Genomic DNA, 13,516 nt, shown 5'->3' with positions numbered 1-13,516 from the left:
GGATGAAAATTCTGATGTTATCCAGTTCTTACCCTCCCGACGCCTGCGGTGGGGCAGACTATGCCTATATGCTCGTAACGCATCTGGAGAAACTGGGTGTTGACGTGGAGGTATTTCATCGGTTTGACTGGAAAAACAATACCAGAGTCTTCGATTTTTTTCGGGAGCTGAACAAACGAACGTATAATATTGCCCATTGGCAGTACCCGACCGCCAATTTTGGTTTTTCGCTGATTCCGCACCTGAACAGTCTGGTCCGACGAAACATCATGACGTTGCATGAGGTAAGTTATGCGCATATCCTGCACCAAATTTCTTACTTACCATTTTCGCAGATTGAAGACCTGATTTTTACCACACCGTTTGAGCTGGAGTACTTCCAAAAACTGTTTCCCTGGCGACGAAAGAACCTGCACATCATTCCCATTGGCTCTAATATTCCACAGGCGCCCCCTGCGCCGATTCGCACCCGCGAAGTGCTGTATTTCGGGTTAATCACTCCCCGAAAAGGCGTTGAAAAGGTAATTGATCTGGCACAGCAGTTGAAAGAAAAAGGTAGTCAAACCATTCAGAACATTGTGATTGCCGGTCGTATTCCAGATGGGTATGAAGGGTATTACAATGACCTCAAACAGCGATCGGAAGGATTGCCCGTTACGTGGGAGATGGACCAGCCAGCCGAGGTTGTAGCCCAACGAATGGCAAAGGCATCGGTCGCGTACATTCCATTCCCCGATGGGGCTTCTGAACGACGGGGATCACTTAAGGCAACTTTACTAAATGGTCTTCCTACTATTGCGCCCGTAGGTAAGGCGACTTACAATGATTTACGGCAAGTCCTCATTCCGGCTGCCGATACGTCCGAAGCAGTACTCCATCAGATCGATGCCCTACTGCAGGATCAACCGACATGGCAGCGCTACGCGGATCAATCAGCCACGTATGCAACCCAATTTGACTGGCCTCAAATTGCCCGTCAGCACATTCAGGTGTATGAAGATCACCTGCGCCGATACCCGAAAAAATAGTTACCGAAGCCACTTCGGGATAAGTAGCCGATAAATATTACCTATCGTTAACCTGTTTACCAACGCGCCGAGTGGTTTGGGAAGCACCGAGCCAATTGGTAAAGACAATTCACTGCCGGCCAGCAATTCTTTGTCTGATATAGCGGCTGGCTGCTCTTGAAGTTTCGTTCTTTCCTGCTGAATTACAGCTCGATTTTTCCACAAATAGCGATACGTCTGAAAGCGGCTTTTTAAGAATGGCCAGCCACGCAGTCCATAAACCCACGTTATTAATTCAGTTAATAGCATCGCGGGGAAAAGAGCCACCAGCGTTTTCCGGGAAAAGAGTTTTAGAAAAGTAAGTAGCCGATTACGTTCCAGGTAGTAAAACTTAGCTGCGTTCAGGTTAAGTGTATAATGGTGTACAATCCTCGCCCGACCTTCACACAACAACGTAACGCCCTGCCGACGTGCCCGCAGTGACAGATCTGTGTCCTCAAAATACATAAAATAAGTTTCATCGAAGCCACCTAATTGCTTAATAAGCGCTGTCGGCCCAACAATAGCGGCCCCCGACAGCAATGAAACCGTATGCAGGGTAGCTAACGAATCGCCAGGTTGATTCAGGCCACGGCAGGTCGTAATGCCCGTAAAATGCATTTGATTTCCACAGGCATTGATCGTACCGTCGGGATTAAGGAGTTTAGGCGTAATTAATGCATCAGGAAATTGATGAGCCGTTTCCAGTAATCGTTGTAGACTCCCCGGCTGCAACTCTACGTCAGGATTCAGCAGGAACGACCATTGACCGCGGGCATGCGCCAGACCCAGGTTATTTCCACGGGCATACCCCGTGTTGGTGGTATTAATGAGTACTTTGCTATCGGGATAAAGGGTATGAATCCACGCTACCACTCCGTCGGCACCGTGGTTATCAACCACGATAATTTCATAGGAAAACGTAGTAGCCTGACCCAGAATCGTGGGCAGGCAACGTTGCAGATCACTCAGGCTGTTGTAAGAAACCAGTATAATACTGAGGTCAATGGTAGCATGCTGCGCACTGAGATCGATAGGCAATGCATCGGTCATGCCTTTTTACGGAGAGTCTCCATGTCAATCGTCAGTTGGGTTGATTTCTGTTGCTGCGCCATTTGCTGTTTGAGGTAGGCAATTTCCTGGGCGAGCGTTTTGATCTGATTCTGTAGCTTGGAATTAACAACGGACAAGTGGACTAAAAAAGCAATGATGGCAAAAATGGCCGCAATAAAGATCAGTGATGGCGGATAGTAAACGCCCAGCAACAGTGAAATCTGCTCCAACCCCCGACGCCAGATGGAGAAGATGATAAGAATGATGGTGCATACGATCCAGATAATTGAATATTCTTCCCGCAAACGTCCTTTAACGATCAGCCGAAAAAGCATGAACATGAACACAAACGCCACTATCAGGCCGATAATCTGGATAGTAATAGATAACGAAGCCATGCGATCAGGTGATTATGTTCGTTCAGGTTCTTTATTTCTAACTAGCCTGACGTAAATAAATAAAATGCCAAGTGTCACTTTAAGCATATAATAGAGCGCCCGGCTAGAATTGATAGAGGAGACGCCCCCCTGTCGTTCGCGCATTACAACAGGTACCTCCCGAATGCGTAAATTCGACAAACCAAACTGCACAATTGCTTCAGGTTCAGGATATTCATCAGGATAATAGCGACTAACAATCGCTAATGTCCGCCGGTTGAACGCCCGAAATCCCGACGTACTGTCGTGCACGGTCTGACCAATCAGCAATTGATTCAGCCAGCGAAAATAACGGATACCCAGCCTGCGCATACCTGTTGACTGAAAACCCGTTCGCTCCAGAAAGCGAGAGCCAACCACTACATCGGCTTCATCAGCTAAAATAGGCCGTACTATTTTCATTAACTCGTCGGCTGGATGTTGCCCATCGCCATCCATTTGTACGGCAATATCATAGCCTTGATCGTAAGCATACCGATAGCCCGAATGCATGGCACCACCAATACCAAGATTAACAGGCAAGTCCAAATGCAGGCAATCCAGCGAGCTAATGACAGACATTGAGTTATCCGTCGAGCAATCGTTTACTACTAATGTATCCAGATTCAGGCCATGCATCGCCTTTACACGATTGATGTCGGCCACCACCGAAGCAATGACCACTTCTTCGTTAAAACACGGGACAACAATCAATATACGGGGCTGAATGGGCACCATATGCTTACTCGTTAATCCGGTAAACCAGAATGGATCCCAGACTTGCAACCTGTTTCATACATCGGATTTCAACTGGCTGCGGCTGCTTATCGAATACTACATATTTTACGTTCAACTGCTTGAATCGAGGCGAACAGGGGTCCATCGCGACCACGCACCCATCCTCAAAGTTATTCTGAATATAGACGCTGTCAGTGCCGTTGATGAACGACGCATAAACCGTGTGTGCATAACGATTATAAGACGAATCACGACGCATCTGCGGGTCAAGTACTTTATAGATGTTTCTGGGTGGAATGTATTTTACGCCACTGAGTAAATCAATACCTGTCGCCGTCAGCAGATACGAAATATATTGACTACCGAATACTACCCAGCGCGCCTTGGGTTCCTGCTCATGAATACCCTGAACAGTTTTGTAGAGCGTATTTTCCGAAATTGGCGAAAGTCCTTTTGAGACGGGGTTTAATTTAAGATTCGGTAATAAAAACAAAACGATACCCACACTAAAAATAGCATTCCGGTAGGCAGGCTGCCAGGTTGGTATCAGTAGAATTCCCAGCGCCGTAAAAAATAGGATGGGCACGAAAAGTTGATACCACTGAAAAAAACCAGCGGAGTCGTTCACATTGACGTAGCCGGCGTATAGGATAAAGCCCAGAACGGCCACCCCACCCACAAAGGTGTATAACGAATTTTGCTGTTTCACCGAATGCCTGGACAGGTAATTTAAATACAGTACTGTCAGCAACACATTAGCAATACCAAAGGGAATTTGTGTCCGGCGCGTCGGGCTCATGTTCAATAATGTCAGCTTTGCCAGCGATTCAGGGAAACCCACCTCGATCCAGACATAGAGCAGAATAATGTATAGCCCCAGCAGCAATAAAGCCCAGTCTACTTTGCGATTCTGGAAAAATAAGAAGGCCATAAACGGCAGAATCAAGGGCGCAAACGTAATGTAATGCGATAGTTCGCAATGGTTCAACCAGTTTGTTGGAAACTTCGCATCGGACACTAACCAGCTAAAATACTCGGAAAACCAATTGGCAATAAATCCTGTCCCCCCCAATTCACTACGTTTCCCAGGGTATACGGTGCCGGTTATCGCATCGAAAGTGGGCTTAAGATCATGCAGGAAAAAATAGAATGTACCCCCAACGATAGCCAGCGCCAGCAGCCCTCCAGCTATTTTTAATGGCCAGTTCAGCTGGACTCGCTTCCACTCCTCGTTGTTTAGTACGTAACCAATAAATAGCAGACCGATAGCGTAGGCCAATGGAACCTGATAAGGTGGATACAGCACTAACGCAAAACTGACAAATGACCAGCCCATACCCAGGGCTGCGACCCAAATCTGTCGCTGACTGCGCGCATATAGCAGATAGGCAGCCGACACGAACAGCAGACAGGCACCTGGCACGGCATGAACGGCATTATAGAACCACGATTGTGTACCGGATGAAAGTAGAATCCAGACGCTACCAAATACTGATAACCAGAAATTGTTGCCTGTTAGTAAAAGCAATAGCAGGGTTATAGACCCCAATGCCATAAAAATAGTCATATTGACTCCCCAGGCGAAACCTCGATCTACATCGAAAATAAAATAACCCCAGTTTGTTGGGCGAAACAGGACCGTAAAATAGCGAGTAGGTGTAGTGAGAACTGGCGCTTTCTCTCCGCCGATGGTTTCATTTTCGAGCGGGTAGCCTTTCTTGGCCTGCGACATAATCCAGGGAATACCAACGGCATAATCATCCATCCGAATCCTGCGTGGTTGACCCGAAATCAGGCCACGCTGAGACGAACTTCCATCGGGAATAATCTGATTCCAGATCGCTACCGAACTGTAATTAATATTTGCTAATGTCAGTAGCAGAAACAAACCTACACAGATGCCAAGGAACCATTTCAGCCGCTTGTCAAAGCGGATCAACTCAAAACCCACGGATATACCTGGTGTAGTTGGAACAGCCACGCCAGGTTTAACAGGTGCATCGGCAGCTCGGCGCGCTGGTTCGGGTATTGGCTTTCGTTTAGAAGTTTTTGACATGATTGTTTCGCATCCGCGGAGTAGATTTTACTGCCTCGTTTGCCAGACGACGTTTCACCAAAATTAGAGCCTTGCCAATTCTGGTCCAAATAGTCGCCTTAATTTCAATCAGTTAAATTTTGGTAACTTGGCGGCTGCTTTTTCTATCCTATGTCTCCATTTATTAAGCGAATTGTTCCGCTGTTGCTAGCTATTGTGCTACTGGCTTATGCGCTCAAGGACATCTCATTCCGCATCATTGGCGAACAGTTTCAGCAAGCCGACTATGGCTTGATTGCTTTAGTTGGCCTGGTTACAGCAGGAAGCTATTTTTTACGGGGTAAACGCTGGCAACAACCCCTTCAGGCCATGGGCTATCATCCCACCGCCTTTCGGGCAACTGTCGCTATGCAAACAGGTGTAGTAGCTAGTATGATTGTGCTTGGCTCCGGCGAGATTACTCGTTGTGCTACCTTACAACGCACCGACGGCGTCCCTATCTCGCAAGGTATAGGCTCGGTTGTGGCCGAACGTATCATCGACCTGTTTATGCTGGTAGTGGTCTTACTACTGACAGTCTTGCTGGAATTTGCCCGAATGAAAACGTACCTGATTGGCTTGACGCTGGCTGTACCCAATACGTATGTTATAGTATGCACAGTAGGAATTATTGCGGTAGCAGGTCTTGGTATTTTCTGGGTAATACGTACCGATACGATACGAAATCACCCACTGATGATTAAAGTAGTCAACTTGTTTCAAGGATTCCACCGGGGATTCATGGCCATCCGTCAACTGCCCCAACCGGGCTTATTTATAGGTCTAACGTTGCTCAATCAGGTTTTAGCCTGGCTTGGCACCTACCTGCTGTTACTGGCCGTTGACTCAACACAGAACCTGCCCCCCACGACTGCACTTACGATTATGGCTGTTAGCTCATTAGGGGGGCTGGCAGTTCCAACACAGGGGGGTATCGGCACGTATCATTTTCTAGTTAGCCGTGCCCTGGTGCTGTACGGCTTCACCTTGGTCCAGGGTGCTGTTGTGGCTACGTTTCTGCACGCTGTCGGCTTTGGCATTAACTTGCTGTTAAGTAGCGCCAGTTTCCTGGTAGTGCCAATGCTGATTGCCAATGGGCCTGTAAAATCAGCTGAGAACGTATTAAAGTAAATAGTTGGCCGACCAGATTAGATGCACGCGAATTTATTTTTTAAAAGGATGCCCCAGGTAAATCATCACCAACGGCATCAGCAGAAATGGAATTTCCATCAAGGTAATTTTCAAGTTGCCAGTTTTTAAGGATAAAGCCATGATTGAAAGAATCATGACTGCATTAATCAGGTTGCCCGTGAAAAACGTCGGAGGAAATAAAACCATCAGCCCGACAGCTATAGACAGTAAGCTTATGAGTAAAATTCCGGTTTTACCGATACCAAGTTGTGTAAATAGGTTTGGTTCATCCGGTTTAACATCTACCGTCAATCCCTCCCAGCCGTGTTTGAAACTCAAAAAGGCTGTAGTCAGAATCAGGATTCCGCTTATGATTTTCATAGTTGACAAGGTATAGAGAATGGTTTTTTTGGGGAGCAGTCTAAAAATCAGTGCTTAATAACGAAGCTGTTTAGGATTATTCTTCTCCAGGTTCACTATCTCATTTTGTCAGTCTGCTTTACCCCTAAATCCCCTAAAGGGGACTATACTCAGGTACGTACCAAGTCCCCTTTAGGGGATTTAGGGGTAAAGCAGACTAGAAATAATAATCCTAAACAGGTTCAACTTTAATTCCCCCTCACTTCATGATGAAGTGAGGGGGAATTAAAGTTATTAAAGATTCATACCGCCCGAAACCTCAATACGTTGTGCGTTGATCCAGCGGGCTTCATCAGTACACAAAAACGCCACAACGCCACCAATATCATCAGGCTGACCGGTTCGTCCTAAGGCCGTAATCTCAGCAATATGTTTGTTGACCTGAGCATTATCCCGAACGACGCCACCACTAAAGTCGGTTTCTATGGCGCCCGGTGCAACGACATTCACCGCGATTCCACGCGCGCCCAGTTCTTTAGCCATATACATCGTTAATGTCTCAATGGCGCCTTTCATCGATGCATAAACAGCGCGCCCAGGGCTCGTAAAGCGCGTTAAACCCGTAGAAATATTAATGATACGACCACCATCATTAATAATCGGCAGCAATGTCTGCGTCAGGAAGTACACGCCTTTGAATTGAATATTCATCAACTGATCGAAGTCCTCCTCACGCGTAGTACCGATGGGGGTATTAAGGCCAATGCCCGCATTATTAATCAAGAAATCGAAATGGTCGGTGGCAAAGGTATCTTTTAAAACAGTGGTTAACTCGCCCAAAAAAGCGTCGAAACGGTTTACCTCTCCAGCGCTAAGCTGCAAGGCAACGGCTTTCTGTCCAGCCCGTTCAATCTCGGCTACAACAGCCTCAGCTTCCTCTTTTCTACTGTTATACGTCAGCACTACGTTGATGCCTTTATTAGCCAGACTCAACGCCATATTTTTGCCCAGTCCGCGGCTTCCGCCGGTTACTAAAGCGATTTTACTAGTAGTTGTCATTGTTTTGAATTGTTGTGAACTTACTTAACAGGCAATAAATTTTGTACCTACCTAGCCTGGTCGCTGGTTAAAATTTGATGGTACAAAGGTGGGACGGAAAGCAGACGGGTTGTTTGCAAACATCAATCCATTGTTTGCAAAATTCAAATCAGCCGCCTTAAGAGCGGAATCCCAGGGGAGATAATGAAGTCTGTTTCCTGAAAAAGTTGGAGAAGTGAGCGACCTGTTCGAAGCCCAGGCAATAAGCGATTTCAGAAATGTTCCAGTCAGTTTGTTTTAGCAGAATTTTAGCCTCTTGTACAATCCTGCCACTAATGATATCGGTAGTTGTTTTGCCTGTGTTTTCCTTTAATACTTTATTCAAATGGTTCACGTGAACGGCCAGGCGGTCTGCATAATCTTTGGCCGTACGCAGGCTCAGTTTTTGATGGTGGGATTCAATCGGGAATTGCCTTTCCAGCAACTCAATAAACAACGACGTAACGCGGGCAGAAGCCGTGTGAGCGGGGTATAATGACGTAGCGGGTTGCAGTTTCTGGCCGTAATGAATCAGTTCGAGTACATAATTACGGATCAGGTCGTACTTATAGACATAATCAGAAGACATTTCTTTGTAGATCTTCCTGAATATGAAGGCTATATCGTCCGATTCTTCATCAGAAAGCTGGAAGACAGGGTACCCGCCGGGCTGAAAAATCGGTAATTCATCCAAGACAACACCACTTTTGGTTTGAATTAAAAACTCATCGGTAAAGACGCAGAAATACCCGGATTGGTCCCAATCCTGAGGCAGCCAATGGTAAGGCACTTTGGGCGTAGCAAACAAGAGTGCATTCTTTTCAATGTCTATCACCTTGTCGGCATACTCGGCTCTGTTCCGCCCACTAATCCAACTTATTTTGTAATAGGCCCGTCGATTATACGGCATAAAAGGTTTTACTTTAACCTTAGCCATAATATCGGCCACGTTGAAGATATTAAAGTGGCCTATTTCTTTATTTATGCCTTCTGGCAAAAGCAGGTTCAAGCCATCTATGCCAGGTGGTGCAATTTGTTTGTAAAATTGATCGAGTGAGATAGTTTCCATAACCTGATTTGTAAAATTCAAATGTACGTATTTTGGCATAACTTTATCTCCATTGAAAATTCTACTCCGCATAATGACTGTCGTTACGTCGTTTTACGATTGCGTTGTATCTTAGCCAATAGATAGATTCATTAAAATACCCGATCATTTTTGATGACGTACAAGCAGTTACTACTAGGCGCCAGCTTACTGGGTCTGCCTTCTTTAAGCTTTGGTCAGGAAAAGTTTGCGACCACGATCACAGCCGCTGACCTCGAAAAACACCTCCGCATCCTAGCGGCCGATGATATGGAAGGCCGCGAAACCGGCCAGCCCGGCCAGCGCAAAGCCGCCGAATACATCGCCAGCCAATTTGCCGCCGAAGGGCTCAAGCCGATCGTTAAAACTGACGACGGAAAACTGGCCTACCAGCAACAATTCACCCTTTACAAGAAAGGTTGGGGCGAATTTTACATAAATGCAGGCGGCAAAAAATTTGAGTACCTGAAAGACTTCCTGGTAAATGGCCTGCTCTACTTGCCGACCGAAACAAAATACGAATCCGTATTTGTCGGCTACGGCATTGGCGAAACAAACTACGACGACTACGCCGGGCGGGACGTAACGGGCAAAGCCGTTGTCATGCTGGATGGAGAACCTAAAACCGCTGACGATAAACTGCTGATAAGCGGCACCAACCAGGCCTCCAAATGGGGTGGACCCAACGGCTGGCGAGCGAAAAGTCTGCTGGCCAAGGAAAAAGGCGCGGCTCAGGTTTTCATTATTTCGGCCGAATCACCGGAGGCATTTAAGCAATTGCTCGCGCAACGTAGCGCGTTACAGGCTCGTTTCAATAGGTTGACTCTGAAACCGGGCGCCGAGAATGTAGGATCGGTAGGCGTCTTTCTCATTACAGCCGAAACAGCGTCCGCTTTACTCAATACCTCGGTCACTACGCTTGACCAGACCACGACACAACTGGCGCAATCGGCCAAACCCGTTACGTCATCGCTGGCGGGCAGCGTAAGCGTCAAGGCCGATCGGGTGGAAGAAAAAGCGCAATCCTCGAACGTACTGGGCTTTATCGAGGGTAGCGACAAAAAGGACGAAATCCTGGTGATTTCAGCACACTACGACCACATTGGCATTAGCGCCGATGGCCAGATCAATAATGGGGCTAACGACGATGGCTCCGGCACGGTATCCGTTCTCGAAATTGCGCAGGCCTTTGCTAAAGCCAAAGCTGCCGGAAAAGGCCCACGCCGGTCCATTCTGTTCCTGACCGTCTCAGGCGAAGAAAAAGGCTTACTGGGATCAGAATATTATGCCGATATGAATCCGGTGATTCCGCTCGAAAAAACAGTTGCGGACCTGAATATCGACATGGTTGGCCGGGTGGATGACTTACATCAGGGCAAATCAGAGAACTATATTTACGTGATTGGTTCCGACAAGCTTTCGTCTGATTTGCACAAAATCAGTGAAGCGGCCAATCAGAAATACGTAAAAATGGAGCTGGATTATAAATACAACGACCCGAAAGATCCTGAACGGATTTATTACCGCTCCGACCATTACAATTTCGCCAAGCACGAGATACCCATTATTTTTTATTTCAACGGTCTGCACGCCGACTATCACCGCCCCACAGACGATATTGAGAAAATTGACTTCAACCTGGCGGAACGTAGTGCCCGGCTCGTATTTTACACCGCTTGGGAAATAGCTAACCGCGAACAGCGCCTGGTAGTAGACAGCCATAAGCAGTAAGCCAACGGCCATTCGTGAAGGTTGACGATTGGAATTTGATTAATGATTGTATAAATGAATAGCCCTAATGTACCAAACCTTGTACATTAGGGCTATTGCTACGTAGCGAGCGTAATTTTTATCGGTTAATTCTTACCACCCGACACCTTACCTGGTTTTGGGGCAACTCCCGGTTGGGTAATTTCAAAATTTTCTTTCTGCTTGGCATCAACGACCATCTGGCGAACATCGGCCAGCAGTTTTTTGGCGTCATAAACGATACCATCTTTCACCGTATACGTAACACCACCAACGCGCTCTACCTCGTTCTTTTCGTTCAGGTGAATAGCGCCCGTGCCGTACAATACTTTCAGATTCGCCAGCGGATTTTGGTCAACAATCACAAAATCAGCGAGTTTTCCTACTTCAACAGAACCAATTTGATCATCCATCCCAAGCGCTTCGGCCCCTTTTAACGTAGCGGCACGAATCACTTCAAGCGGATGAAAACCGGCTTCGCGCAGGAGTTCAAGTTCGCGGATGTAGGCGAAGCCGTAAAGCTGATAAATAAACCCGGAATCAGAACCGGCTGTGACGCGCCCTCCCCGGTTTTTGTAGTCGTTGATGAACGCCATCCAGAGTTGGTAATTTTTCTTCCAGGCTACTTCCTGCTCCGTTCCCCACGATTGCCAGTACGACCCGTGCGAAATCCGGCTGGGCCCATAGAACCGCCATAGGCTCGGCATCGTATAATCATCATGCCATTCGGCCCGGCGAGCCAGCATCAATTCGCGATTGGCTTCGTAAATATTGAACGTAGGATCGAGCGTAAAATCCAGTGCGATCAGTTCATCCATCACCTTATTCCAGCGGGCGGTACCCGGCTGGGCGGCCTGTTGCCATAAGTTGCCCGCTTCTTCGAACCGGTTTTGCTCGTTGCTGTAATTATATGTAACGGGGTAATTCTGAACGGTTTTATCTTCAAACAACGCTTCTGGAAGACCATACCAGTGTTCCAGCGATGTTAACCCTGCTTTGGCTGTGGCTAAGGCGTTCATCCGGGCCACTTCAAGTTGTGCATGGTGGCAAGCCGACCGAAGACCAAGTTTTTTATTTTCCTCCAGTGCTGCCTTAAATATGTTTGGCTCCGCCCCAAAAAATTTAATGCCGTCGGCTCCCCGTTTGGCATTCAGTTGTACCCAGGCGCGGGCTTGCTCGGGTGTGCTGATTGGTTCTTTAGCCCCCTGGCCAAATACCGTATACGCTTTAATACGTGGCGCCGTAATTTCGTTACGTTCACTTTTGGCGCGGTGTTCGAGAACCCAGTCGAGGCCATTGCCGCAGGATGGGTCACGAACGGTGGTGATCCCATGTCCAAGCCACAGCTTGAAGACGTACTCTGCACTAGCCCCCTGTGCCTGGCCACCAATATGCCCGTGCATGTCCACAAAACCTGGCATCAGGTACATGCCTTCGCAGTTCAGTTCCTTATCACCAGCGTTCGCTTTCGGGCGACTTTTCGGATCGATTGGCACACCGGGGTAGCCCACTTGCTTAACCTGAGTGATCTTGTTTTTCTCTACCACAATATCTACCGGCCCAACCGGGGGAGCACCAGTGCTATTGACGAGGGTGACACCCCGGATGATGAGTTTACCGAAGGGGCCTTCGCCCTCATGTCGTGCCGGGGATTTTGCAACCTGAGCCGTGAGAGAATGGACAATGAGGAGTGAACACTGCAAAAGAAGCAATGATCGGACGTAGAAGCGTGTCATGCGTAGGAAGTTGATTGAAGAAACAGTTGTAAGATAAGCGAAACTAGCGGACTTTTGCAACGTAACGTAGCAGATAGCGCGAAAGCAAAAGATAACTTTATAGCCTCTGGTGCCGTTTTAGTGTAAATTATTCGCGCCAATCACAAAAATCACAACCTGCCTATCGTCAGTATATTACGGTGGGCAAAACAACTAAAATTGCGTTTTGTCCCCCTTCTTCCGACGCTACGTCTTAACTAGGTCAGGCGGCAGACACTACGACAAATGACCAAGATCTTATGAGCCGCATTTTCATTTGCCTACTTTGTATCATTACGCTGGCCTGCTCCAGCAATAGCGACAAAACTAAAACCTCGACCGACGAACCCACGTATACGCTGATCTTTTTGGATAAAACACGGAGCGTTAATGTTGATAAAGCCTTTATTGCCCGAAAATACCAGCAGGCGCTGACCGACATTATTGACCAGAATATTAAGCAGAAGGGTGATAAACTGGAGGTCTACTTTATTCACGAAAATACGTCCAAAGCCCGCGCCCTGAACATAACAGCGCGAACGGAGATGGAAGACGTATCAGCAGCCAGTCCAACCGATCGTGAAGCCGCCGAAACCGAATTTTCATTAGCCTTGAACCGCGAAAAAGCGCTGATTCGGCAGCGGGTGCTGCAACAGTTGGTCGCACAAAACACGGGCGCATCGAATCAGGAAACCGATATCTGGGCGAGCTTACCCGTTATTGCCAAAGCCAACGAGACGGGCGCAACCGTGAAAGTGTATTACCTGAGCGATATGATCGAAAGCGTTAAAGGAACCACCCGGCGGGATTTTCAGGTAAAACCACCCAAGGACAACGCCCAGGCCGATGAATGGGCCAAAGCTGATGTCGAGCAATTGAAACGCTACACCATTGGCAGTCCAGACATCACCATGATTCTACCCTTTGAACCAAACGCATCCGTCAAAGAAAACAACCCCGCCGTGACGCAATACTGGCAAAAACTGTTTTCAGAACTGGGCGCAGGGAACGTGACGGAAGAATAATTCCAG

Annotated in this window: 12 protein-coding genes; 4 read left to right on the top strand and 8 right to left on the bottom strand. The window is 47.5% G+C overall.

The window, feature by feature from the left end:
* Nucleotides 1–2: 2 nt before the first annotated feature.
* The gene (locus ACYVEA_RS14880; protein ID WP_461114234.1) at nucleotides 3–1,028 is read left to right on the top strand and encodes a glycosyltransferase family protein; all 1,026 of its coding nucleotides are present in this window, start codon (nucleotides 3–5) and stop codon (nucleotides 1,026–1,028) included.
* Here the strand turns inward: ACYVEA_RS14880 and ACYVEA_RS14875 are convergent, their stop codons facing one another.
* From ACYVEA_RS14875 to ACYVEA_RS14860, 4 genes are read right to left on the bottom strand one after another with little or no spacing between them, the layout of a single operon-like run.
* A complete protein-coding gene (locus tag ACYVEA_RS14875) occupies nucleotides 1,029–2,099 on the bottom strand; it encodes a glycosyltransferase family 2 protein (RefSeq protein ID WP_461114233.1) in 1,071 nt (356 codons plus the stop codon).
* Entirely contained in the window at nucleotides 2,096–2,497 is a 402-nt protein-coding gene (locus ACYVEA_RS14870; protein WP_461114232.1) for a DUF2304 domain-containing protein, read from the bottom strand. The genes ACYVEA_RS14875 and ACYVEA_RS14870 overlap by 4 nt, the downstream gene beginning before the upstream one ends.
* A gap of 12 nt (nucleotides 2,498–2,509) precedes the next feature.
* Nucleotides 2,510–3,253, bottom strand: coding sequence for a glycosyltransferase family 2 protein (locus ACYVEA_RS14865; RefSeq protein WP_461114231.1), 744 nt, complete (start codon nucleotides 3,251–3,253; stop codon nucleotides 2,510–2,512).
* 4 nt (nucleotides 3,254–3,257) lie between these two features.
* A complete protein-coding gene (locus ACYVEA_RS14860) occupies nucleotides 3,258–5,309 on the bottom strand; it encodes a DUF7657 domain-containing protein (RefSeq protein WP_461114230.1) in 2,052 nt (683 codons plus the stop codon).
* 150 nt (nucleotides 5,310–5,459) lie between these two features.
* Here ACYVEA_RS14860 and ACYVEA_RS14855 point away from each other — a divergent pair, with 150 nt between their 5' ends.
* Entirely contained in the window at nucleotides 5,460–6,458 is a 999-nt protein-coding gene (locus ACYVEA_RS14855; protein WP_461114229.1) for a lysylphosphatidylglycerol synthase transmembrane domain-containing protein, read from the top strand.
* Between the two features lie 33 nt (nucleotides 6,459–6,491).
* On the opposite strand, the gene ACYVEA_RS14850 is transcribed toward ACYVEA_RS14855, so the two are convergent.
* The 3 genes from ACYVEA_RS14850 to ACYVEA_RS14840 form a co-directional block, all read right to left on the bottom strand.
* Nucleotides 6,492–6,797: a hypothetical protein gene (locus ACYVEA_RS14850; RefSeq protein ID WP_461114228.1), complete on the bottom strand. Its 306-nt coding sequence runs from the start codon at nucleotides 6,795–6,797 to the stop codon at nucleotides 6,492–6,494.
* 315 nt (nucleotides 6,798–7,112) lie between these two features.
* Nucleotides 7,113–7,877: an SDR family oxidoreductase gene (locus ACYVEA_RS14845; RefSeq protein ID WP_461114227.1), complete on the bottom strand. Its 765-nt coding sequence runs from the start codon at nucleotides 7,875–7,877 to the stop codon at nucleotides 7,113–7,115.
* A gap of 157 nt (nucleotides 7,878–8,034) precedes the next feature.
* Nucleotides 8,035–8,964, bottom strand: a complete 930-nt coding sequence (locus tag ACYVEA_RS14840; protein ID WP_461114226.1) for a helix-turn-helix domain-containing protein — start codon at nucleotides 8,962–8,964, stop codon at nucleotides 8,035–8,037.
* Nucleotides 8,965–9,117: 153 nt separating this feature from the next.
* On the opposite strand from ACYVEA_RS14840, the gene ACYVEA_RS14835 reads away from it, so the two are divergent.
* On the top strand, nucleotides 9,118–10,713 hold the full coding sequence (locus ACYVEA_RS14835; protein WP_461114225.1) for a M28 family peptidase: 1,596 nt from the start codon (nucleotides 9,118–9,120) through the stop codon (nucleotides 10,711–10,713).
* A 125-nt stretch (nucleotides 10,714–10,838) separates the two neighbouring features.
* Here the strand turns inward: ACYVEA_RS14835 and ACYVEA_RS14830 are convergent, their stop codons facing one another.
* Nucleotides 10,839–12,467, bottom strand: a complete 1,629-nt coding sequence (locus ACYVEA_RS14830; RefSeq protein ID WP_461114224.1) for an amidohydrolase family protein — start codon at nucleotides 12,465–12,467, stop codon at nucleotides 10,839–10,841.
* Nucleotides 12,468–12,745: 278 nt separating this feature from the next.
* On the opposite strand from ACYVEA_RS14830, the gene ACYVEA_RS14825 reads away from it, so the two are divergent.
* Nucleotides 12,746–13,510, top strand: coding sequence for a hypothetical protein (locus ACYVEA_RS14825; protein ID WP_461114223.1), 765 nt, complete (start codon nucleotides 12,746–12,748; stop codon nucleotides 13,508–13,510).
* Nucleotides 13,511–13,516: the final 6 nt, after the last annotated feature.

The sequence above is a fragment of the Spirosoma jeollabukense genome (assembly GCF_054777855.1).
The sequence above is the reverse complement of the archived record's forward strand: the minus strand, read 5'-3'. Positions and strand labels throughout refer to the sequence as shown.